General features: G+C 68.9%; 18 protein-coding genes. 6 read left to right on the top strand and 12 right to left on the bottom strand.

The window, feature by feature from the left end:
- Nucleotides 1-72 precede the first annotated feature (72 nt).
- From RWN05_RS04975 to RWN05_RS04965, 3 genes are read right to left on the bottom strand one after another with little or no spacing between them, the layout of a single operon-like run.
- A complete protein-coding gene (locus RWN05_RS04975; protein WP_314138770.1) occupies nt 73-1,002 on the bottom strand; it encodes a D-2-hydroxyacid dehydrogenase in 930 nt (309 codons plus the stop codon).
- The gene (locus RWN05_RS04970; RefSeq protein ID WP_314138768.1) at nt 992-3,067 is read right to left on the bottom strand and encodes a beta-galactosidase trimerization domain-containing protein; all 2,076 of its coding nucleotides are present in this window, start codon (nt 3,065-3,067) and stop codon (nt 992-994) included. The genes RWN05_RS04975 and RWN05_RS04970 overlap by 11 nt, the downstream gene beginning before the upstream one ends.
- The gene (locus tag RWN05_RS04965; RefSeq protein WP_314138766.1) at nt 3,064-3,948 is read right to left on the bottom strand and encodes an NAD(P)-dependent oxidoreductase; all 885 of its coding nucleotides are present in this window, start codon (nt 3,946-3,948) and stop codon (nt 3,064-3,066) included. The genes RWN05_RS04970 and RWN05_RS04965 overlap by 4 nt, the downstream gene beginning before the upstream one ends.
- Before the next feature lie 145 nt (nt 3,949-4,093).
- Between RWN05_RS04965 and RWN05_RS04960 the strand changes: the two genes are divergently transcribed.
- Nucleotides 4,094-4,918, top strand: a complete 825-nt coding sequence (locus RWN05_RS04960; protein WP_314138764.1) for a TIM barrel protein — start codon at nt 4,094-4,096, stop codon at nt 4,916-4,918.
- Here the strand turns inward: RWN05_RS04960 and RWN05_RS04955 are convergent.
- From RWN05_RS04955 to RWN05_RS04935, 5 genes are read right to left on the bottom strand one after another with little or no spacing between them, the layout of a single operon-like run.
- Entirely contained in the window at nt 4,888-5,790 is a 903-nt protein-coding gene (locus tag RWN05_RS04955; protein WP_314138762.1) for an amidohydrolase family protein, read from the bottom strand. The genes RWN05_RS04960 and RWN05_RS04955 overlap by 31 nt on opposite strands.
- Before the next feature lie 37 nt (nt 5,791-5,827).
- Complete coding sequence (locus RWN05_RS04950; RefSeq protein ID WP_079002417.1) at nt 5,828-7,138, bottom strand: MFS transporter; 1,311 nt, start codon at nt 7,136-7,138, stop codon at nt 5,828-5,830.
- Complete coding sequence (locus tag RWN05_RS04945) at nt 7,135-8,448, bottom strand: MFS transporter (RefSeq protein ID WP_064293713.1); 1,314 nt, start codon at nt 8,446-8,448, stop codon at nt 7,135-7,137. The genes RWN05_RS04950 and RWN05_RS04945 overlap by 4 nt, the downstream gene beginning before the upstream one ends.
- A 45-nt stretch (nt 8,449-8,493) precedes the next feature.
- On the bottom strand, nt 8,494-9,435 hold the full coding sequence (locus RWN05_RS04940) for an amidohydrolase (protein WP_064293712.1): 942 nt from the start codon (nt 9,433-9,435) through the stop codon (nt 8,494-8,496).
- Nucleotides 9,432-10,811 (bottom strand): homoserine dehydrogenase, encoded by a 1,380-nt coding sequence (locus RWN05_RS04935; protein ID WP_314138758.1) that lies wholly within the window; start codon nt 10,809-10,811, stop codon nt 9,432-9,434. The genes RWN05_RS04940 and RWN05_RS04935 overlap by 4 nt, the downstream gene beginning before the upstream one ends.
- A gap of 164 nt (nt 10,812-10,975) precedes the next feature.
- On the opposite strand from RWN05_RS04935, the gene otnK reads away from it, so the two are divergent.
- From otnK to RWN05_RS04920, 3 genes are read left to right on the top strand one after another with little or no spacing between them, the layout of a single operon-like run.
- Nucleotides 10,976-12,241, top strand: coding sequence for a 3-oxo-tetronate kinase (otnK, locus tag RWN05_RS04930; protein ID WP_314138757.1), 1,266 nt, complete (start codon nt 10,976-10,978; stop codon nt 12,239-12,241).
- Nucleotides 12,238-12,924: an aldolase gene (locus RWN05_RS04925; RefSeq protein WP_064293709.1), complete on the top strand. Its 687-nt coding sequence runs from the start codon at nt 12,238-12,240 to the stop codon at nt 12,922-12,924. Before otnK ends, RWN05_RS04925 begins: the two co-directional genes overlap by 4 nt.
- A 34-nt stretch (nt 12,925-12,958) precedes the next feature.
- Nucleotides 12,959-13,753, top strand: coding sequence for a DeoR/GlpR family DNA-binding transcription regulator (locus tag RWN05_RS04920; protein ID WP_064293873.1), 795 nt, complete (start codon nt 12,959-12,961; stop codon nt 13,751-13,753).
- A 5-nt stretch (nt 13,754-13,758) separates the two neighbouring features.
- Here the strand turns inward: RWN05_RS04920 and RWN05_RS04915 are convergent, their stop codons facing one another.
- From RWN05_RS04915 to RWN05_RS04900, 4 genes are all read right to left on the bottom strand, one after another.
- The gene (locus tag RWN05_RS04915) at nt 13,759-15,465 is read right to left on the bottom strand and encodes a glycoside hydrolase family 13 protein (RefSeq protein ID WP_314138756.1); all 1,707 of its coding nucleotides are present in this window, start codon (nt 15,463-15,465) and stop codon (nt 13,759-13,761) included.
- A 65-nt stretch (nt 15,466-15,530) separates the two neighbouring features.
- Nucleotides 15,531-16,424 (bottom strand): carbohydrate ABC transporter permease, encoded by an 894-nt coding sequence (locus RWN05_RS04910; protein ID WP_064293707.1) that lies wholly within the window; start codon nt 16,422-16,424, stop codon nt 15,531-15,533.
- Complete coding sequence (locus RWN05_RS04905) at nt 16,424-17,335, bottom strand: carbohydrate ABC transporter permease (RefSeq protein ID WP_079002413.1); 912 nt, start codon at nt 17,333-17,335, stop codon at nt 16,424-16,426. The genes RWN05_RS04910 and RWN05_RS04905 overlap by 1 nt, the downstream gene beginning before the upstream one ends.
- Nucleotides 17,332-18,630: an extracellular solute-binding protein gene (locus tag RWN05_RS04900; RefSeq protein WP_079003912.1), complete on the bottom strand. Its 1,299-nt coding sequence runs from the start codon at nt 18,628-18,630 to the stop codon at nt 17,332-17,334. The genes RWN05_RS04905 and RWN05_RS04900 overlap by 4 nt, the downstream gene beginning before the upstream one ends.
- 226 nt (nt 18,631-18,856) lie before the next feature.
- On the opposite strand from RWN05_RS04900, the gene RWN05_RS04895 reads away from it, so the two are divergent.
- Complete coding sequence (locus RWN05_RS04895) at nt 18,857-20,062, top strand: ROK family protein (RefSeq protein WP_079002412.1); 1,206 nt, start codon at nt 18,857-18,859, stop codon at nt 20,060-20,062.
- 26 nt (nt 20,063-20,088) lie between these two features.
- Nucleotides 20,089-20,985 (top strand): triacylglycerol lipase, encoded by an 897-nt coding sequence (locus tag RWN05_RS04890; protein WP_071259962.1) that lies wholly within the window; start codon nt 20,089-20,091, stop codon nt 20,983-20,985.
- Nucleotides 20,986-21,052: the final 67 nt, after the last annotated feature.

Raw genomic sequence — 21,052 nt, 5'->3', positions numbered from 1 at the left:
GTCCTTCTTTCGATACGGCGTTGTATGAGTGATGACGGTGGTGCGATGACGGCGTCCCCAGGACGCCGGTGTTCAGGCGAGGGAGTTCGGGTCGACGCGGTTGACGAGCGGCTCCTCGGTGACCCGACGTCGGAGGTTGTCGAGGAAGATCGCGGTTCCGCGATCGGCGGTGGCGGTCGTTGTGGCTCCGTTGTGCGGCGTCACCACCACGTCGTCGCGCGACCAGAACGGGGAGTCCGCCGGCAGCGGCTCGACCGTGTGCGCGTCGAGACCGGCTCCCGCGACGGCACCGGAGTCGAGGGCCGTCAGGAGGTCCGCGTCGACGACGATGCCCCCTCGGGAGACGACGACGACGGTGGCTCCCGGGCGGAGCGCAGACAGGACGCGGAGGTCGATCGCTCCGCGCGTCTCCACGGTGAGCGGGGCCGTCACGACCAGCACGTCGCACCGCCCGGCGAAGTCGAGGACCTCCTCCGGTCGGTACAGGCGGTCGACGGCGGCCGGGGTGCGACCGACGTCGCGACGGAGGCCGATGACGGTCATGTCGAAGGCGCTCGCGCGCGGCGCGAGGGCGGCGCCGATGTTGCCGAAGCCGTAGATGCCCATCGTCTTGCCGGCGAGCTCGCCGTGGACGAACCGGTCCCATCTGGCCCCGCGGGCGGCATCCGACCAGCGATGTCCGCCTCGGTCGAGCTGGAGGGCCAGCAACATCGCGTGCTCCGCGAGCGGAACCGCCCCGTTGCCCGCCGAGGACGTCACCGTGACGCCGCTCCCGCGGAGCACCGGTCCCACCTCGGACTCGACGCCGGCGGCCCAGGAGTGCACCCAGGCGAGCGCCGGCAGCCCGGGCAGCTCCTCGTCGCGCACCCGGCCTGCGATGATCGTGGTCGCGGGGTGGGCGGTCTCGTCGTCGAGGACGCGGACCTCGGGGAAGTCGCTGCGGATGCGCGAGCGCACGGCGTCCGCCTGGCCGCCGCGGATGAGGACCACCTCAGGCGTCATCCCGCTCACCTCCGTCCGGGACCACGACGACCGCTCCGTCCACGACCTCGACGATCTCGACGAGGAGATCGTCTCCGACCGTCGACACCGTGGCGTCGACGTCGCCGGCGGTCACATGGTGGACGCGGGTGCCGACGGCGTCGGCCGCCCTCCCGGGGAACCGCAAGCGGGTTCCACGGACCGGGACGGTGGGACCGAAGGAGTTCCGACGTTGACCGGAGTGGTTGAGCAAGTGCACGACGAGACCCGCTCGGGAACGACCGACGGACACCTCCACGTGTTCGCTCGCCTCCACCCCCACCGTTCCATCCTCCCCGACAGCGTCGACCACGAGATCGGCGATCAGGTCGCGGACGGCCGTGAGCCCGAGTTCGCGATACGCCGCGCCGACGGTCCACGGGACCTGCGTGGCCCGTCCACGACCGAGCGTGAACACCCCGCAGGCCGATACCGGTCCCACCACGTGACCGTGGGCCTTCTCGGGCGGTCCGTACGGTGCTCGCGGGACGAACTCGTGGCGCAGCTCCGCGCCGGAACGCCACGCCAGGGTGTGCAGCCGCCCACGCACGGGCACGAGGTCCGAGCCTTCGACCGACGGCCCACCGCCCCGTTGGACGTAGCTCGACTTGAGCGCCTCCGCGTCGTCTTCCAGCGACCGTTGCCGCGCTCCGGGGAGCCAGGCGACCACGGAGCCGTCCGCGTGGATGCCCGACCGCCCCGTCGCGACGACCCGCCCGCCGGCGCGCACGAACGCCTCGAGGGCGGCGTCCTCCTCCTCGGTCGGGGCGATGAGATCCGGGAGGACCAGCACGCGGAAGCGTCCGAGGTCCACGACGGGCAGCGACTCCGCCGGCACGACGTCGACGGCGACGTGCCGTTCCAGCAGGGCGGAGAACAGGCCGCGGAACTCGTCGACCGACGAGTGATGCACCTCTGCGGGCGCCGCGAGCGGGTTCGGTCGGACGATACCCACGTCGGCCGCGGGCGCCAGTCCGGCGTACAGGTCGGCGTGATCCCGGTGGAAGCGCGTCACGACCCCGGCCGGAGCGAGACTGGCGTAGTCGATGAGCCCGGCCGGCCCCATGATGTACGTCGACGGGTTCGCCCCGCGCGACACCGCCTGGAGGAGGTACTGCCCGAACATCTCCGGCTGTTCACTCGCCAGCCGGTACGGCATGTCGATGAAAGCCACGGCGTTCACCAGGACCGGTTTGCCTGGCTGCGCGACCCGGAACGCGCTCACCGACTCACTCGTCGCGTGTGGCCAGAGCGGGCGGCCGAGGGCGTTGTTCGCCTCATGGAACAGGATGTCCGCCGAGCGGCCCAGGATGAGCCCAGCGTGGGGTGCTCGTTCGGCGATGTGCCCGCGGATGCGCGCCGTCAGGCGGTCGATGGTCGCCGCGGCGAACCGTTTCCACTCCAGGTAGCCGGGATCACCCGCGAACGACGGCAGCTGCTCGATCCCGGTCTCCCGGACGAAGGCCTCGGCGCAGGCGTCGCAGTGACAGACGCCGTGGACCCGTCCTCCGTAGTCGACCTCGTTGAACCCGAACCAGTTGAAGAAGAATCCGTCGACGGGATACGCGTCGAGGATCTCGTCGATGATGTCGAGCGACCGGTCCTGGTAGTACCCCGCGCCGGGGCAGACGCTCACCAGCCCCTCGTAGACCTGTCGTTCCCCACTCGGTGACCGGAAGCACCACTCGGGGTGCTCGTCGGCGACGCGCGCGGCGACCTTCGAGAAGTCCATGCGGGCGAGGAGTCGGACGCCACGACGATGCGCGGCTTCGATCGCGTCACCGACGAGGTCGCCCCCGGGGCGCTCCTCGAGCAGTGGGTTCGTCGACTGGAACGGCAGCGTCGACGGGAAGTGCGAGAGGATGCCTCCGACGTTGAGCAGCCAGACGCCGGCACCGTGCTCCTGGATGGCGTCCAGGACCGTCTCGACGTCGAGCAGCGCGTCGATCTCGCGCAGGTTCGTCTGGAACATGTCGAACGGCTCGTGCCACCAGCCCGGGCGGACGTCGGCGGTCTCGACGGCCGCGCGTGGTTCCGTGACGGTCATGCGCCGGCCCCGCCGTTCATCGAGCGGGCGAGCTCGACGAGCGCGGAATGGTCGGAACCGCCCTGGCCGCGGGCGACCACCGAGCGGAGCAGCTGTGTGACGAGTCCGGTCGCGGGAAGACCGACGCCGGCGGTTCGCGAAGCCACTTCGACGATCGCGAGGTCCTTCGCGTGGAGCTCGGACCGGAAGCCGGCGCGGAAGTCGTCCGCCAGGACCGAATCGGTCTTGCGTTCGAGGACGGTGCTGCCTCCGAGACCCTTGCGGATCACCGAGAGCGCCGTCTCCACGTCGACGCCCTGGGCCTCGAGGAAGACGACAGCCTCGGCGAGGGCCTGCAGATGGAGTGCGACGACCAACTGGTTGGCGGCCTTCACGACCTGGCCGCTACCGCTCGGGCCGACGTGCACCACCGAGGCGCCGAACGTCTCCAGGACGGACCGCCAACGCTCCAGGGTGGACGACTCACCACCGACCATCACGGAGAGGGTGCCCTCGCGCGCGCCTGCCTCACCACCGGACACCGGGGCGTCGAGCGCGCCGTGGCCCGCCTCGATGAAGGCGGTGGCCACATCACGAGCCGTCTCGGGTCGGATCGTCGAGAGGTCGATGTAGTCGGCCCCGTCGGCGAGGTGCGCGAGGATCCCGTCCGTGCCGAGCGCGACCGATTCGACGTCCGGCGAGTCCGGCAGCACCGTGACGACGAGTTCGGCACCGGTGACGGCCTCGGCGACGGAGTCGGCCACGCGGAGGCCGGCGTCCCGGGCGGCCGATCGGCTTGCATCGCCCCGGCTGAACCCCGTCACGTCGTGTCCGGCTGCGGCGAGGTGCTCCGCCATCGGGCGCCCCATCACGCCGAGTCCCACGAATCCGATGGTCGTCATCGTCTCTCTTCCTGTCGTTGTCGCCCGGTCGATCGAGCTATCGATATACCAAGACAAGAAGTGAGCTCCATCGCCCCGGCGTTGCGTTCGAGTATTTCGATATACCAAACTGGTGTCAAGCACCCCGATCGAAAAGGAACGAACAATGCAGTTCTCCGCAAACCTGTCCATCTTGTTCACCGAGGTGCCGTTCCTCGAGCGGTTCGCCGCTGCGAAGGCCGTCGGGTTCGTCGACGTCGAGTGCTGGTGGCCGTTCGCAACACCCGTCCCCGAGGAGGCGGAGCTCCAGGCCTTCCTCGCTGCGATCGAGCGGGCGGAGGTCTCGCTGCGGGCGATCAACCTGTACGCCGGCGACATGCCCGCCGGAGACCGCGGCGTGGTGTCGCACCCCGGGACCGAGCAGCTCGTCGCAGACACCGTCGACGTGGTGGCGACGATCGTCGAGGCGACCGGGTGTCGTGCGGTCAACGCGCTCTACGGCGTCCGGCCGGCAGGCGTCTCGCACGAGATCCAACTCGCCACCGCCGTCGCGAACCTGGGTCGTGTCGCCGAGCGCCTCGATCCGCTCGGCGTCCGGATCCTCGTCGAGCCGCTCACGAGGGGCGAGAACGGCGACTACCCGGTGACGACGATCGACGAGGCCCTGGAGGTGATCGATCGGGTCGACCACCCCGCGGTGCGTCTGCTCTTCGACGCCTACCACCTGCACAACAACGGCGCCGACGTGGTGCAGGACGTCGTGGCGTGGGCCGATCGCATCGGCCATGTCCAGATCGCGGACAGCCCGGGACGCGGCGAGCCCGGTTCCGGGACGATCGACTTCGACGCGTTCTTCACCGCCCTGGAGGTCAGCGGGTACGACGGGTTCGTCGGGTGCGAGTACCGACCGACGACCACGACAAGCGAGAGCCTGGCCTGGCTCACCGAGCTGCGCGGGGCTCAGGCCCCGGCGATGCGATCCGGGGCGTAAACGCGGTCCGCGGTGTCGTGGAAGATCGCCCGCTGCTCCGCCGCCGACAGTGACGCGGCGGCGTCGAGGTACGCGTCCAGGAGCCCCGCGTAGTCGGTGAACATCCCGTCGACCGGGAAGTTGCTGCCGAACATCAGCCGGTCGGCGCCGAAGAGCTCCACCAGCGTGAGCACGGGCTCACGCACGAGCTCGCTCGACCACGGGACCCCGGCGACGCAGAGCCCGGACGCCTTCACGACGACGTTCGCGTGCGCCGCGAGTCCGGCCATCGCCTCACGCCAGCCGGCCACCGTGGCCGGTTCGCGGTCGAGGAGGACGCCCGCGTGATTGACGACGATCAGTGTCTCGGGCACTTCGGCGGCGAGGTCCGCCGCCTCGTGGAGGTTCCACCAGGGCGTCTGGAGTTCGAAGTGGAGACCGTGCGTCGCGAGAGCCGCGTACCCGCGCCGCCACAGCGGGTCGCTCAGGAGCGTCCGACCACCGAGCCGCGCCTCGTCGGCGGTGGCCGGTCCCCCGGGCTTGTGACGCACACTGCGGACGATCGGCGAGGCCGCCTGGGCGGCGACGACCTCGGCGGCCGTCGGAGCGTCGAGCCACGCCTGCGCGGCCATCGCGCCCGGTACGCCGCCCTCGGCGGACAGCTCCTCGACGTAGCGCGTCTCGCCCAGCGGATCCGCCGGGTTCCATTCGGCCTCCATGTAGACGCTCGCGACGACGCCGAGACCGGCCGTGTCCTGCCGGTAGTCGGCGGGCAGGTAGCTCCGCTTGACGACGCTGTAGTCGCCGTAGCGATGCGGGACGAGGACGTCGGGCAGCAGCCACGGGTACCGGTTCCGCTCGAGGTCCCACACGTGGTGGTGCGCGTCGATCACGGGGCCTGCGTACCGGGCGGCCGCCAGACCCGACGACTCAGGCACGAGCCGGCTCCGCCGGCGTCGGCTTCGCGACCCCGGAGAAGTTGATCATGAGCGATGCCGCGAGGTAGACCGCGGCTGCGATGGCGAGGAAGACGAGCACCGCGGTGTAGCCACCGGTGATGTCGAGCAGCACACCCGCGACGATCGGCACGACGATGCCGGCAGACGTGCCGGCGAAGTTCATGACCCCGCCGACGAGTCCGACCTTCTCCTTCTTCGCGAGCATCGCCGGGATGGTCCAGTAGAGACCCCCGAAGAGGTTGAAGAAGACCCCGATGCAGAGCAGGGTGACCGCGAGTGCTGCGTCGGTCACGAACGGGAGCGAGATCAACGCGATGAGGCTGAGCGCGCCGGAGCCGCCGAAGAGCAGTTTGAACGAGCGGTTCCGGCTGAAGACCCGCTGCAGCCGGTCCGCGAGGAACCCGCTGAGGATCTCCCCGAGGGCGCCGCAGAGGAAGATCAGGAAGGTCGCGAAGCCCATCGCCTGGAGGTCGAGCCCACGGGCGTTGCTCAGGTAGCTGGGTCCCCAGGTCACGAGGCCCCAGAACACCATCGCCCAACCGAAACGGCCGATGACCATCGCCGTCGCGTTACCCCGGGTCACGCCGGGCTTCTCGTCCTCCGGACCACCGGCGACCGTGATGAGGTCCACTTCAGCGCGGTTCACGAGACGGTGTTCGCTCGGCAGGTTGCGGATGTACAGGTACACGCAGAACCCGATGACGACCGTGGAGACGCCGATGATGATGAACGACCACCGCCACGAGCCGGTCGCGGTGATGAGCCAGGCGACCAGGAGACCGCCGAAGGCCGCACCGAGTGGTGCGCCGGAGTCGATGAGCGTGACGCCGGACGCGCGACGCTTGGGCGGCATCCAGTTCGAGACGAGCTTGGATGCCGCCGGCATGTACGGCGCCTCGAAGGCACCGAGTCCGAGGCGCGCGAGGATGAGCATCACCCCGTTCACAGCGAGCCCGGCGAACGCGGTGAAGGTGCCCCAGACGGCCGAGGCGATGCCGATGATCCGCCGTGGACCGAAGCGGTCCGCGGCGAGACCGCCTGGGATCTGCATGAGGCAGTACGTCCAGAAGAATGCACTGAGGATGACGCCCTGCATCGTCGGGGTGAGCTCGAACTCCCCGACGATGCTCGGCATCGCGACCCCGAGCGAACTCCGGTCGATCGAGTTGATCGTGTAGAAGAGGAAGAGGACGACGACGACGCTCCAGCGGATGTTGGTCGCTCGACCGCCACCACGCTGCTGATCGGGTGCGTTCGCGGTTCGGCGGCTGTCTGCGGTCATGGACGGTCTCCTTCGACGGTGACGAGCTTGGGGATCTGGGCGTCGCCGCGGCGGGCCGAGCGGACGGTGAGGACGAGGACCGCGCCGAGGACCATGAAGCCGGCCGAGACGACCAGGGCGATGTTCGGGCTCCCGGTGGCGTCTCGGACGAAGCCGATGAGGTAGGGCGCGGCGAAGCCGGCCAGGTTCCCGGTCGAGTTGATGAGCGCGATGCCGCCGGCGAGCGCGGTGCCGGTGAGCATGGCGGTCTGGAAGCTCCAGAAGATCGCCGGGATCGCGAGGGCGCCGGCGTTGGCGAGGCTGAGGCCGATGATGCCGAGCACGGGGTTCGGACCGGCGATCACGCAGATCGCGAAGCCGATGAAGCTCAACCCGAAGGCCGCGGCGATGTGCTTCTTGCGCTCCTGGTGACGGTCTGAGCTGAAGCCGAAGACGACCATCGCGACCATCGCGGCGATGCTCGGGATGGCCGAGATGAAGCCGATCTGGAGCGTGCCCTCGACGCCGAGACCCTGGATGAGACTGGGGAGCCAGAAGCTGATGCCGTACAGCGCGAAGTTGTAGGAGAAGTAGATGAGCGCGAGGAGCCAGATGATCGGGCTGCGGAACACGTCGCGCAGGGGGGTGTGCCCTGCGGGTGGACGCTCCGCTTCGAGCATCTCGCTCAGGCGGGCCTTCTCGGCGTCGTCGAGCCACGGCGCGGTCCGGTGGTCCTCCCGGAGGAACTTCAGGATGACGAAGCCCAGGATGACCGTGGGGACCGCCTCGATGATGAAGAGCCACTGCCAGCCCTGCAGGTCGAGCGCCAGATGCGTGCTGTTCAGGATGATCCCGGAGAGCGGTCCGCCGACCACCCCGGAGAACGCGAGGGCGAGGTAGAACACGCCCCAGGCGCGGCCCCGGCGGCTCGCCGGGAACCACTGCGCCATGTAGAAGAGCACCCCGGGGATGAAGCCGGCCTCGGCGACACCCAGGAGGAAGCGCATGAGGTAGAACATCCACTCGGAGTCCACCAGGAACATCAGACCGGAGATGATCCCCCACGTGATCATGATGCGCGCGATCCACACGCGCGCTCCGACTCTCGCGAGGATGAGGTTCGAAGGGATCTCGAAGATGAAGTAGCCGATGAAGAACACGCCGGCTCCGAGGCCGTACACGGCGTCGGAGAAACCGAGGTCCGAGGACATCTCGAGTTTCGCGAAGCCGACGTTGACGCGGTCGAGATAGGAGAGGAAGAACCCCATCATCACGAGTGGGAGGATTCTGAATGCGATCTTGCGGAACAGTTTGTCGTCGTTGACGCCCATGGGGTGGTCCTTCGGGTTGCTGCGGATCGGGGGTGGTGGTGCGGGTCAGTCGTCGAGCGGGACGCGGTACACCCGCGCTGCCGTCCGGGCGAAGAGCTGGTCGAGATCGTCGTCAGAGGCGCCCGACAGACCACTGAGGACGGTGTCGACGACCTCGCCGAAGCTCGGAGCGGTCAGCGTGGCGACCGGGAGGTTCGAAGCGAACATCGACCGGTCGACTCCGAAGACCTCGACGGTCTCCGCGACGACGCGTTCGTTCGACTCGCGCTCCCAACGGTTGCGCGGCAAGCCGAGCTCGGACACCTTGACCGTGGTGTTGGGCAGGGCTGCGAGCGCACGCATGCCCCGGCGCCAGACGTCGAGTCCGGCCTCGGACCGGTCGAGCGGCAGCCCGCAGTGGTTGACGATCACGGGGATCCCGGGCAGCTCGCGGACGATGTCCGCGGCCTCTGCGAGGTGCCAGTAGGGCACCCGGAGGTCCCAGGAGAAGCCGTACCGCTCGAGTTCGGCGAGACCGGCGAGCCACACGGGGTCCTGCATCGTCCCCGGGGTTCCGGCGATCGTCTCGGCTTCCGCCGCGGTGGCCGAGGTCACGGGCTTCGAGCGGATGCCTCGGATGAGCCCGATCTCGGCGTGCTCGGCGAGCACGTCGCCGAGGTCCGGGCGTGCGAGCGACGCGTGGGCCACGGCTGCGGCCGGGAACCTCGGGTCCTCGCGGTGCAGGCGGTCGAGGAACCGGCTCTCGTCGACCTCCTGCTCGCGGGAGCGTTCGGCTTCGACGTGCACCGTGCCGACGACGCGATACCCCGCTGTCGCCTCCCGGTACTGGGCGGGCAGGAAGGTGTGGAGCATCCCCGTGTAGTCGCCGAGGAAGAACCGGTCGTTGTACTCACCCTGGAGCCAGGGGTAGTAGCCGGGGCCCTCGAAGTCCCAGAAGTGGTGGTGCGCGTCGAGGATGCGGATTCCGCGCGGGTCCACATGCGTCATGCGCCGAGCTCCCGGCCGACGGCGAAGGCGTCCCAGAGACGCTGGTCGAACCCGTCGATGTCCTGCAGGGTGATGAGTTCGCCGGCCGCCACGGGGCGGACGAGCCTGGTGCGGTCGAGGAGGTAGAACGGCGCGACGTCGGGAGCGGTGTCGGCGGTCGCCCGCAGCACGGGTGCGACGCCGTCGATCTCGTGGTGGTGCCCGGCGACCTGGAGCGCCGCGCCCGCGGGGAGGTCGCGCTCGGCACGGCCGGTGAGGGTCGAGTACTGCCGAGGCTCGGCGGGCACGCGGTGTCCGGACACCGCTTCGAGGACGGACAGCGGGGTCTCGACGCCCATCAGGTGGTATGGCGAGAAGATGCAGGCGTATCGTCCGTCGCGGCTCACGACGTGCCCCTTCTGCCGCAGCGTCTCCCAGGTGACGGCGTCGCCCGTCTCGACGATGACGAACTCACCCCCGGCGAAACTGGCCTCGCCCGGGAGCCGGAGCATGCTGAAGACGTCCGCGGCCCCGGTCCGGCCGAGGAGTCCCCCGTGCTCGCGGAGGGCGTAGACGTCGGCCAGTTCGTCGGGCCGGGCGACGGGGTAGTGCATGGTCTCGACGTCGGGCACGTGTCCCGAGTACTGGGAGACGACGGCCATCTCGCAGGAGTCGGCCGCGGCCGCCCGCTTGAACCCGGCGACCGCCTTCGCGCGGGCGTCGAGGGTCGCGGTGCGGTCGTCACCGAGGGTGAGCAGCTCGGCGAGTTCCGGCGCGTGCAGCTCGGCGTCGAGCTGACGGACGACACCGGTCGATGGATCGAAGACGAGGTCGTACTCGCTGGACTTGCCGACCGCGACGACCGGCAGGCCGACGGCCTTCACCCATCCGAGCAGCGCGAGCAGGTTCGCAGGCTGGTCGCCCATTCCAGGGAGGTAGGCGACACCGGCTTGCTTCGCCCGATCGGCGAGGTACACCCCGGACAGGCTCTCGACCTCCTTGCTCACCATGATGACGTGCCGGCCCTGCTCGATGGCACGCTCGGCGAACGTGAACCCGGCCCGGGTGCTGCCGGTGGCCTCGACGAGGACGTCATACGCCTCCGCGGTGAGGAGCTCGATGTCGTCGACGAGCGCGAGCCGGCCGCCCGCGACGGCGTTGGACACCTCGACCGCATCGCGACAGATCGACCAGGAGGTGTCCGGGTACCCGAGCTCGTTCAGCAGCGATGACGCCGCTTCGAGGTCGAGGTCCACGAGAACGGAGGCGCGCATGGTCTCGAGTCGCTTGAGCTGCGCGAGGAAGGTCCGACCGAACCCACCGCTCGCGCCCGTGATGGCGACCGCGATGGGTCCGCCGTCGGTCTTCGTGATGATGGAAGCTGCTGGGTGAGACATCGTGTGTCGGGTTCCTCTCTGAACGACGTCGCGCGAACATCACGCTTCACATCGATTCACACAAACTATGACCAATTTATACTATTGTCAATTATCGACACAGATATTCACACCGACGCGGGACGTGACCAACCCACGACCGCGCGGAGGACGAGAGGCACCGGATGACCCACCTGGGCGGTATAGCCGACGATTTCACGGGAGCGACCGACCTCGCGACCAACCTCGCCGGACACGGCTTCGACGTGGTCGTCGTGACCGAGCGCGGACTCGACACCATCGAACAGGATCCGAGCGTGCGCGCACGCCTGAGCGAGTACGAGGCGGTCGTCGTGGCGTTGAAGACGCGGACCGCCCCCGTGTCGGTGGCCGTCGACGCCTCACTGCGGGCTCTCGGAGCGCTGCGCGCGCTCGGCGCGGAACGAATCTACGACAAGTACTGCTCGACGTTCGACTCCACCGACGCCGGCAACATCGGACCGATCCTGGATGCACTCGCCGAAGCCCTGGAGATGGACCGGACCGTCGTCGTCCCGTCCTTCCCCGACAACGGGCGCACCGTCCGCGACGGCATCCTGGAGGTGCACGGCGTCCGGCTCGAGGATTCATCCATGCGCACGCATCCCCTCACCCCGATGACACGGTCACGGGTCTCCGAGCTGCTGCGCCCGCAGACCACCCGGACGATCGCCGAGATCCACACCGCAACCGTCGACGCCGGCGCAGGAGCGCTGCTCGAGGCCATCGCGGCCAGCGACGCCGACTACCTCGTCGTCGACGCGACGTCCGACCACCACCTCTCGACCATCGCGGCGGCGACCGCCGACGCACGACTCATCTCCGGTGGGTCCGGTCTCGCCCTCGGGCTCGAACCGCAGGCGCCGCGGTCCGCCGCGCCGATGGAGGTGACCGCCGGCCGCCGGCTCATCCTCGCCGGGAGCGCCTCGAGCGCGACCCAGGGCCAGGTCAGGCACGCCGCAGAGCGCATGCCGCACCGGAAGGTCGATGTCGGAGCGCTCGCCATCGACCCCGACGGCGAGCTCGACGCGATCGCCGCCTGGGCGGTGCAACAGCCCGAGGACGGCCCGGTGCTCGTCCACGCGGTGGCCGATCCCGCGGACGTGGTCTCCTCCCCCGAGGCCGCCGCGGCGGTCGAACGGCTGCTGTCCGCGCTCGCCGTGCGTCTCGTGGGCGCGGAGGCGGGCTTCACCCGGCTCGTCGTCGCCGGCGGCGAGACCTCCGGCGCCGTGGTGTCGGCACTCGGCCTCGACGAACTCGTCATCGGACCGCGCATCGCTGCCGGGGTCTGTTGGGCGTCGGGCGTCACCGACCGGGCCGGTACCGGCATCGCCGTCAACGTCGCCTTGAAATCGGGGAACTTCGGTGACGAGGACCTCTTCTCCGCCGCCTGGAAGGAACTGCACGCATGAGCCTCGGCCTCCACGATCCCGTGTCCACCACCAGAACCCAGCTCGCGTCCGACCTCGTCGCCGCGGGCGCCGCCGTCGTCGCCGCCGGGCTCAGCCCGGGCAGCAGCGGAAACCTCAGCGCTCGCGCGACCGACGGCACCATACTCATCACGCCAGGTGGTGCCGTTCTCGGCGCACTCGACCCGGACCGGCTCGCGGTGCTCGACGCCGACGGCGAATGGGTCGGCGGCGACAAGCCCTCCAAGGAGGCGTCGCTGCACCTCGCGCTCTATCGCAAGAACCCGGAGCATCGCGCCATCGTGCACGTCCACTCGCCGCAGGCCGTCGCCGCCTCCTGCCTCGAGCCGTGGGCTCCGCACAGCGCGCTCCCGCCGCTCACTCCCTATTTCGTCATGCGCGCCGGCCAGACCCCGCTCGTCCCCTACCGCGCGCCGGGTTCGCCGGAACTCGCCGATCTCCTGACCGCCCTCACGTTCCCGTTCCACGCTGCGCTGCTGCAGAACCACGGGCAGCTCACGAGCGGACGCGACCTCGCCACCGCCATCGATGCGGCGATCGAGGTCGAGGAGGCGTCACGTATCACCCTCATGACCGCCGGTCAGCGACGTCGCCTGCTCGACGAGGCGGAGATCGCGGACCTCACCGCACGCTTCGGATCGTCGTGGACGCCCGACAGCCGATAACGTGGACCGCACGCCGACGGATGACGAGGAGACGATGACCACCGACACCGGAGATCTCGCCCATCTCATCCCCGAGCAGCGACGCGAGCTCATCGTCAAACACCTGCGACGCGAGCAGGTCCTGAGCTTCCCCCAGCTGGCGAGCCTGCTGGAGGTCAGCCACATGACGATCCGGCGCGACGTCGCGGCGCTCGAGGAGGAGGGCCGCGCGCTCTCCGTCCCGGGTGGTGCGAAGATCGCCAGTCGTCTCCTCGCCGAGCCGAGCCACGCCGAGAAGGCGCTGGTCGACGCCGGCGAGAAGAGCGCGATGGCCGCGGCGGCCGCGGAACTCGTGACCGACGGGTCGACGATCTACCTCGACGCCGGCACGACGATGCTCGCGATGGTGCCGCATCTCGCCGTACGCCGGGATCTGACCGTCGTGACCAACGACTTCGCGATCGTGCGCGAGCTCATCGACCACCCGTCCATCGAACTCATCAGCGTCGGGGGTCGCGTCGATCTCGCGAACCAGTCCACCGTCGGGCGGCTCGCCGCGGAGATGATCCGTCAGCTCGCCGTGGACGTGGCCTTCGTCTCCACGAGCTCGTGGGACCTGAAGCGCGGGCTGACCACTCCCGCGGAGTCCAAGGTCGAGGTGAAGCACGCGGCCATGTCGGTCTCGTCCGAGAACGTCCTCGTCGCCGGGAGTTCCAAGTACGGTTCCTTCGCCAAGTACAAGGTCGTCGACCTCTCCCGGTTCGACCTCATCGTCACCGACTCGGGTCTCAGCCCGAACGTCGCATCGGGCATCCAATCGCTCGGGGTGACGGTCCGACGCGTCGACTGAGCGCGTCACTCCGACAGGACGCCGGGCATGGTCCACACGGTGGACTCCCCCGGGACCGCACCGGCTTGGAGGGAGCCCAGCACGACGGCGTCGTGCTCCGCCTCGAGCGGGAACGGCTCGGTCCCGAAGTTCGTCAGGACCTGCCAACCGTTCGGCCGCACGAATCGGACGACGTCCGGCCGCCCCGTCTCGATCCACTCGAGGCGCTCCTCGGTCTGCAGCAGTCGTCGCAGCCGGAGTGCCTCACGGTAGAGCGAGAGCGTCGAGTTCGGATCCGCAGCCTCGACATCGACCGCGTACTCGGCGAACCAGGTCGGTTGCGGCAGGTGCGCGACCGCACCTCCGAATCCGAACGACGGACCCTGCGCCGACCAGGGCAGCGGTACGCGGCAGCCGTCGCGACCCAGCCCGTCGTACTCGCCGCCGCGGAAGAACGCGGGGTCCTGGCGCTGCTCCGCGGTGATCGCGGCGACCTCCTGCAGACCGAGTTCCTCGCCCTGGTAGAGGTAGGTGCTCCCAGGAAGCCCGAGGAGCAGGAGCGTCGCCGCTCTGGCGCGTCTGAGGCCCTGGTCGCGATCGACGTCGGACTCGGGACCACCCGCCGCGACCCACTCGGTGCCCTGCTTCACCGGCCGCCCGGCCAGGGGTGGGAGTCCGTACCGCGTGGCGTGACGGGTCACATCGTGGTTGGACAGCACCCACGTCGTCGACGACCCCGTCTCCGCCGCCTGCGCCAGGTTGTCGGTGATGACCGTGCGGAACTCGGCGGCTTCGAAGTCCGCCTCGAGCAGGTCGAAGTTGAAGGCCTGGCCGAGCCCGTCCGCCGATGCGTACTTCGCCCGACGCTCGGGCGAACCCACCCACGCTTCGGCGACGGCGGTGCGCGGCGGGTCGTACTCCTCGAACACCCGCCGCCACTCGGCGTACACCTCGTGCACGTCGTCGCGGTCGAGCAGCGGATGGTTGCCGTCCTGTGGCATGAGATCCAGTTCAGCGCGACTCGGCAGCGGCTCGGAGAGATCCTTCGTGAGCATGTGCGCGACGTCGATCCGGAAACCGTCCACGCCGCGATCCGACCAGAATCGCAGGGTCTTCAGGAAGTCGGCGCGGACCTCGGGGTGGTCCCAGTTGAGGTCCGGCTGCTCGGTGGCGAAGTTGTGGAAGTACCACTGGCCGTCCTCGACCCGCTCCCAGGCGGGGCCGCCGAAGACCGACTCCCAGTCGGTGGGCGGTTCCTCGCCTGATGCGCCCTTGCCCTCGCGGAAGACGTACCGGTCGCGAGCCACCGACCCGCGACCGGCGGCGAGCGCCTCCTGGAACCACCCGTGCAGATCCGAGGTGTGGTTCGGCACGATGTCGACGATGACCCGGATACCGCGCTCGTGCAGTGCGACGATCAGTTCGTCGAAGTCCTCCAGTGTGCCGAGCCGGGGGTCGACGTCGCGGTAGTCCGCGACGTCGTACCCGCCGTCGGCCAGCGCCGAGGGATAGAACGGACTGAGCCAGATCGCGTCGATCCCGAGCTCGGTGAGGTAGTCGACCCGGGAGCGGATGCCCGGCAGGTCGCCGAGACCGTCCCCGTCCGCGTCGGCGAAGCTCCGCGGGTAGATCTGGTACACGGCGGCCTGACGCCACCAGGTGGCGTCGGCCGTCCGCCGGGCGTCGGCGGACTCGGTGTCGGTGTCGGTGTCGACGAGTAGTGCGTCGGTCATGACGGCGTGGTCCTCGGGCTTTCTCGTGGTGGATGGGTCCGGTGTCGGTCGGTCGGTCGGACGGGTCACCCCTTGACGGCACCCTGGGTGACGCCCGACATCACCCAACGCTGCGCGAACAGGTAGGCGATGATCGCGGGGGCCATCGCCATCAGGTACGAGGCGAAGGCGACGTTGTAGTTGCTGCTGAACTGGGTCTGGAAGAGGTTCTGCCGCACCGGGAGGGTCTGGAGCCCCGCGTCCGAGATGATGAGCGACGGCATCATGAAATCGTTCCAGGCGTAGAGGAACGCGAAGATGCCGACCGTGGCGCTCATGGGAGCCAGGAGCGGGAAGATCAGCTTCCAGAACGTCTGCCAGGTGCTCGCACCGTCGATGCGCGCACTCTCCTCGAGTTCGATCGGGATCGACCGCAGGAACGCCGTGAACAGCAGCACGCTGAAACTCAGCTGGAACATCGTGGCGAGGATGATCACCCCGAACGGGTTGTCGAGTCCGACACGACCGGTCAGCTGGATCTGCGGCAGGGCGACGACCGGGAACGGGATGAACATCGCGGCGAGCAGGTAGAAGAACGAGAAGCGGAACAGTCGGCGATCCCAGTTGCGCACGATGGCGTACGCGGCGAAGGAGGCCAGGATGATCGTCGCGACCACGGTCCCTGCGGTGACGAGGAGCGACATCGCGAAGCCGACCGGGAACTTCGTGAGCGTCCACGCCTGGACGAAGCCGTCGATGCTGAACGGTGCCGGGAGCGAGAAGGCGTTGCCGTCGACCGACTGGGTGTCGGTCTTGAACGCCATCGAGATCGTCACGTAGAGCGGCAGCAGGACGGTCACGGCGCAGAGCAGCAGGATGATCGTCGTCGACCAGCTCACCCGCTCTCCCCTGGTCCGCTGCTTCGGGGTGGCGTTCGCCGTGGTGATGGACTGGGTGCTGAGCACGGTTGGCGTGGCCATCAGAGTGCGTTCCTTCCGCGCGTCGCCGAGAGTTGCACGAGGGCGATGATGATCGTGATGATGAAGAACAGGGTGGCCGTGGCCATCTGGTAGGCGTAGTCACCCGTCTGGAACCCGCGGATGATCGTCATCGAGATGCTCCGTGTGGAGGTGCCCGGGCCACCGTTGGTCAGGCCGACGATGATGTCGTAGGCGTTCAGGTAGTTCTTGAAGCCGAGGATCACGTTGATCACGACGTATCCCATCACCAGCGGCAGGGTGATCCGCAGCAGCTGCTGGCGCTTGTTCGCGCCGTCGAGCGACGCCGCCTCGTAGACGTCACCGGGGACCGCGAGGAGACCCGCGATGTAGATGAGCAGCGTGCCGGGGATCGACTGCCAGGCGGTCACGATCACGATGCCGAGCCAAGCGAGGTCGGGGTTGGAGAGGATGCTCGTCTCGAGGAACGGGATCCCGAGCGCCGAGCCGGCGGCCGGCACCGAGTTCATGAAGAGGAACTGGAACACGTAGGCGATGATGATGCCCGAGATGACCATCGGGATGACGAAGATCCCGCGAAGTCCCATCTTGAAGCGGATCTTCGCGGTCAGGCCGACCGCGAGCAGGAACGCGATGACGTTCACCGCGATGACCGTCACGAGCGAGAACCCGAAGGTGAAGAGGAAGCTCGTGAGGATGGCCGGATCGCTGAACGCGGCGATGTAGTTCGTGAAGCCGATGAACTCCCAGTCGCCGATCCCGATGGAGTCGGTGAAGCTGAAGAAGATGCCGACGACGCCGGGGAGCGTGATCGCGAGCGTGAACAGGATGACGGCTGGGAACAGGAAGAAGTAGTAGATCGGTTCGACCCGTTTGGTGCTGCGTCGGACCTTCGGGTTGCCCCCGGTCACGATCGATGTGGTGGCGCTCATTCGGAACCCTCCTTGCTCGCGACGGGCGGCTGTCGGAACGCGAGTCGCGCCCAGTCCGCGTCCATGGTGCGGAGCATCGACGCCGCGTCGGTGCCGAGAACCAGCGACTGCGCGTAGTTCTCGGTCGGGATGGCGCGGGGGTTGAGCACGCCCGGGCCCTGGTAGAACGCACCGGCGTCGTAGTACGGGATCATGCCTGCGACTCGCGGGTCGTCGGGAGCCTTGCCGTCGTCCGTCGGGACGAACCCGAGCTGCGATTCGTTGTAGGCCTGGATGACCTCCGGCTGGAAGAGGTACTCGAGGAAGTCGCGGGCACCCTCGGGGTTCTTCGCCTCCTCGGGGATGATGGTGACGAGGTCGAGGTTCACCCGGACCTTGAGGTCCTTCGGGTCTTCGGTCATCGGCAGCGGGAAGGTCCCGAGGTCGAGGTCCGGTGCGGTGAGTGCGATCTGGCTGAACGCCCACGGGCCCTGCAGGTACATGGCGCCCTTGCCCTCGGCGAAGGCGACGTTACCGGCGTCGTAGGTGCGACTCGGCGCATCGGCCTGCGTGTACTCCTTGGCCAGCAACTGCATCTTCTCGACGGGCTCCAGGAAGTCCTTCTCGAAGGAGACCGGAGCATCCGGTCCGACCTCGGTGCCTTCCTCCGCGAGCCGGTCGTAGAAGTCCGGGATGTCGACGGCGCCGCCGACCGAGTAGTCGAACCAGCCCTGGTTGGCGGTCCAGGCATCGGCGAACGTCGCGTAGAACGGCGCCACGCCGGCCGCCTTCAGCGTGTCGGAGACGGCGATCAGTTCACTCCACGTCGTCGGCACCTCGAGGCCGTACTCGGCGAAGATCGTCTTGTTGTAGATGACGGAGGCGGCCATCACCGAGTAGGGCAACGCGCTCGTGCGTCCCTCGCAGACGCCGTACTGGTCGAGCAACGGCTGGAGGTCGTCGCGGATGGACGCCGCCGCCGTGGTGTCGGACAGGTCGGAGAGCGCGCACCGTTCGACGAAACGCGACACCTCGTGGTTGTAGTTCGAGAGCATGAGGTCCGGCGGGTTGCCACGGACGAAGCTCGCCGCGAGCGGATCGGGCCCCGAGGTGTCCATGACGACCTCGTACTGCTGCTGCGAGGCGTTGTAGTCCGCGACGGCCTGATTCATGAAGGTGAACGCCTCACGCTTGCTGAACGTGAAGTGGATGGTCTCCCGGCCATCACTCGAGCAACCGACGAGGACGCTGGCCAGGAGTGCCACACCCGCCACTCCGGCCGTGGCGCGTATCGCGCGTTTCAGTGGGTTCGACATCATTGTCCTTCCGCGGAGCCCTCGATGGATCCGCTGACTAAATACAGAGAGTAAATCAACTGATGACGGAAACTCTGCCATCCGTTCGACGTCTGGTCAAGCACCGGTTCCATCACGACAGCCATTGGTCGGAACCCGTGATCGTTCACGGTTCTGCGCGCCGTGCCGCTCTCCCCCGGCTCGGCATCCGCGCACGACCTCGGGATCGTGGATATCGTTGTCGGTCATGGAAGCGACGACGACGGAGCGGGCAGTGGAGCCGCGCTCCTCCAGCATCACCGCCGTCCTCGATCACGCCTGGGCGTCGTCCGCGTTCACGGCGGCGGACATCATCACCGCCACCGGCTTGTCACGATCGACGGCGATCACGCTCTCCGACGAACTCATCGGACTGGGTTGGCTGACGGAGCTCGATGACGCGCGTCAGGCCGGTGCCGCCTATCGGAAGGGTCGCCCCGCCCGTCGCTACGAGCTGCGCATCGATGCCGGGATCGTCGTCGGTGTCGACGCCGGAGCCCACTCCATCACCGCCATCGCCGCAGACCTGCGCGGTCGGGAACTCGCGAGGTCGCATCACACCGTCGATCCGGCGGCCACCGCTGAGGCACGGGTCGACGCCGTCGACGCGGCGATCGACGAGGCCGTGCGGCAGTTCGGCACGAAGCCGCTGCTCTGCATCGTGCTCGGCGTCCCGGCCCCCATCGACGCGCTCGGGCGGTCCCCCGAGGGCAACGTCTTCTGGGATCGGATGAACCCTCGGCTCGGTGAGCGCATCCGCGACCGCGGCTGCGCGGTCGTCACCGACAACGACGCGAACCTCGCCGCCGTCGCCGAGGGCGCGATCGGTGCCGGCGTCGGCGTCGACTCCTACATCACGGTGGTCACGGGCGAGCGGCTCGGCGCCGGATACGTCGTCGACGGTCGCCTCGTCCGCGGTCGCGGCCGGGCGGGCGAGCTGCACCTCCTAGATCTCGTCGACGGCGTCGGTTCATCGCGAGGCATCGCCGCGATCCTGCGCGATTGGGGTCGCGAGTACCGCGAGAGCGGCGGGCTTCCGGAGAGCAGCCAACTCAGCCGCATACCGGTCGCGCAGGTGGATGCGCAGTCGGTCCTCGCTGCGGCGGACCAGGGCGATACGGTCGCGCTCGACCTGGTGCGCCGGATGGGTGATCGCATCGCGCGGATGAGCGCCATCCTGGGCGGGTTGCTCGACGTGGAGCGCATCGTGTTCGCCGGTGGGATCTCCCCGTCGATGTCACAGCTGCTCGCGGTCGCGTCGGAGCGTATCCCCGGCTACATGAGCGCCGAACCACCCCAGCTCGTCGCGTCGGAACTCGGCGCCGACATGGTGGCGCAGGGCGCGGTTGCGACCGCGATCGACGACGTGCGTCGCAACGCACTGCGGATCGACCTCGCCCGACCAGTACGCTGACGTCGTAGCCAGCCGGAAGGAGCACCATGGCCGATGCGATCGTCCTCGTGTCAGGGGGTGCGGCCGTGACCCCGTTCACGAGTCCGGACCATGCCGCCGGCTCCGGCCTCGCCGCCGGGAACACCCTCACCGCGCTGCGTGCCCACCTGCTCGGGCGGGAGGTTCCGGTCTTCACGGCACCGGCACGCATCGGTGCCGGTGAGGTGCACGAGGACACGGGTTGGCAGGGGTTCGCCGACGTCCCGATCGCGCTTCCCGCCGCGGTGACCGTCAACGCCGTCGGTGGGATCGACGCCGGCGGGACAAGCCTGGGCGCGTTCCTGCGGTGGCTGTCCGAGGAACACGGCTTCGCGGGCGTCGACCTCGTCGCCCACTCCATGGGCGGTCTCTTCTCTCGTGCCGCGATCCGCGAGCTGCGCGACTCCGGCCCGTCGATCGGCCGGCTGGTCACCCTCGGCACCCCCTGGGAGGGGTCGCTCCTCGGCGACGTGCTCACCGGCGAGGTCTCGGTCCACGACGCCCACGGCGATGCGGGGACCGCGACGATCCTCGAGCGGTCGAGGGGCTATGCCGCCGAGCATTCACAGGGCGCTGCCGACGAGGTCTCACGCCGGTTCCTGCGCGAGTGGAACACGACGCAGCTCGGGTTCCTCGACGACGTCGCCGTCACCGCGGTCGGTGCGGGTCACTTCCACACGGCAGCCGAGCCTCGGCAGCTCTGGCCACACGACGGCCTGGTGGCCCTGCGAAGCGCCCGAGCCGACGACGTCCCGGTCGACGTCCTCCCCCGCGTGGTCCGCCGTTCCTTCGAAGACGACGTCCACAGCATCTTCTTCGCCGACGCCTTCGACCTCCCATGGGAGCGCGCGCTCACCTGGGATCCCGAGGTCTTCGCCGTGGTCGACGAGGCGCTCGCGTTCTGAGCCAGCGTCGATGTCCGTGCAAGCGGACCAGCGCTTCGGAATATACCCCGGAGGGGTATCGTTCGGC

It is taken from the genome of uncultured Plantibacter sp. (assembly GCF_963518075.1).
In the GTDB taxonomy this organism is placed as follows: Bacteria; Actinomycetota; Actinomycetes; order Actinomycetales; family Microbacteriaceae; genus Plantibacter; species Plantibacter flavus_A.
This window is presented reverse-complemented; position numbering and strand designations above follow the sequence as displayed.

Bases quoted from the DNA above. Each gene is read 5' to 3' on its own strand.
- RWN05_RS04975 (WP_314138770.1), bottom strand. From the start codon at position 1,002: ATGACGCCTGAGGTGGTCCTCATCCGCGGCGGCCAGGCGGACGCCGTG.
- RWN05_RS04970 (WP_314138768.1), bottom strand. From the start codon at position 3,067: ATGACCGTCACGGAACCACGCGCGGCCGTCGAGACCGCCGACGTCCGC.
- RWN05_RS04965 (WP_314138766.1), bottom strand. From the start codon at position 3,948: ATGACGACCATCGGATTCGTGGGACTCGGCGTGATGGGGCGCCCGATG.
- RWN05_RS04960 (WP_314138764.1), top strand. From the start codon at position 4,094: ATGCAGTTCTCCGCAAACCTGTCCATCTTGTTCACCGAGGTGCCGTTC.
- RWN05_RS04950 (WP_079002417.1), bottom strand. From the start codon at position 7,138: ATGACCGCAGACAGCCGCCGAACCGCGAACGCACCCGATCAGCAGCGT.
- RWN05_RS04945 (WP_064293713.1), bottom strand. From the start codon at position 8,448: ATGGGCGTCAACGACGACAAACTGTTCCGCAAGATCGCATTCAGAATC.
- RWN05_RS04940 (WP_064293712.1), bottom strand. From the start codon at position 9,435: ATGACGCATGTGGACCCGCGCGGAATCCGCATCCTCGACGCGCACCAC.
- RWN05_RS04935 (WP_314138758.1), bottom strand. From the start codon at position 10,811: ATGTCTCACCCAGCAGCTTCCATCATCACGAAGACCGACGGCGGACCC.
- otnK (WP_314138757.1), top strand. From the start codon at position 10,976: ATGACCCACCTGGGCGGTATAGCCGACGATTTCACGGGAGCGACCGAC.
- RWN05_RS04925 (WP_064293709.1), top strand. From the start codon at position 12,238: ATGAGCCTCGGCCTCCACGATCCCGTGTCCACCACCAGAACCCAGCTC.
- RWN05_RS04920 (WP_064293873.1), top strand. From the start codon at position 12,959: ATGACCACCGACACCGGAGATCTCGCCCATCTCATCCCCGAGCAGCGA.
- RWN05_RS04915 (WP_314138756.1), bottom strand. From the start codon at position 15,465: ATGACCGACGCACTACTCGTCGACACCGACACCGACACCGAGTCCGCC.
- RWN05_RS04910 (WP_064293707.1), bottom strand. From the start codon at position 16,424: ATGGCCACGCCAACCGTGCTCAGCACCCAGTCCATCACCACGGCGAAC.
- RWN05_RS04905 (WP_079002413.1), bottom strand. From the start codon at position 17,335: ATGAGCGCCACCACATCGATCGTGACCGGGGGCAACCCGAAGGTCCGA.
- RWN05_RS04900 (WP_079003912.1), bottom strand. From the start codon at position 18,630: ATGTCGAACCCACTGAAACGCGCGATACGCGCCACGGCCGGAGTGGCG.
- RWN05_RS04895 (WP_079002412.1), top strand. From the start codon at position 18,857: ATGGAAGCGACGACGACGGAGCGGGCAGTGGAGCCGCGCTCCTCCAGC.
- RWN05_RS04890 (WP_071259962.1), top strand. From the start codon at position 20,089: ATGGCCGATGCGATCGTCCTCGTGTCAGGGGGTGCGGCCGTGACCCCG.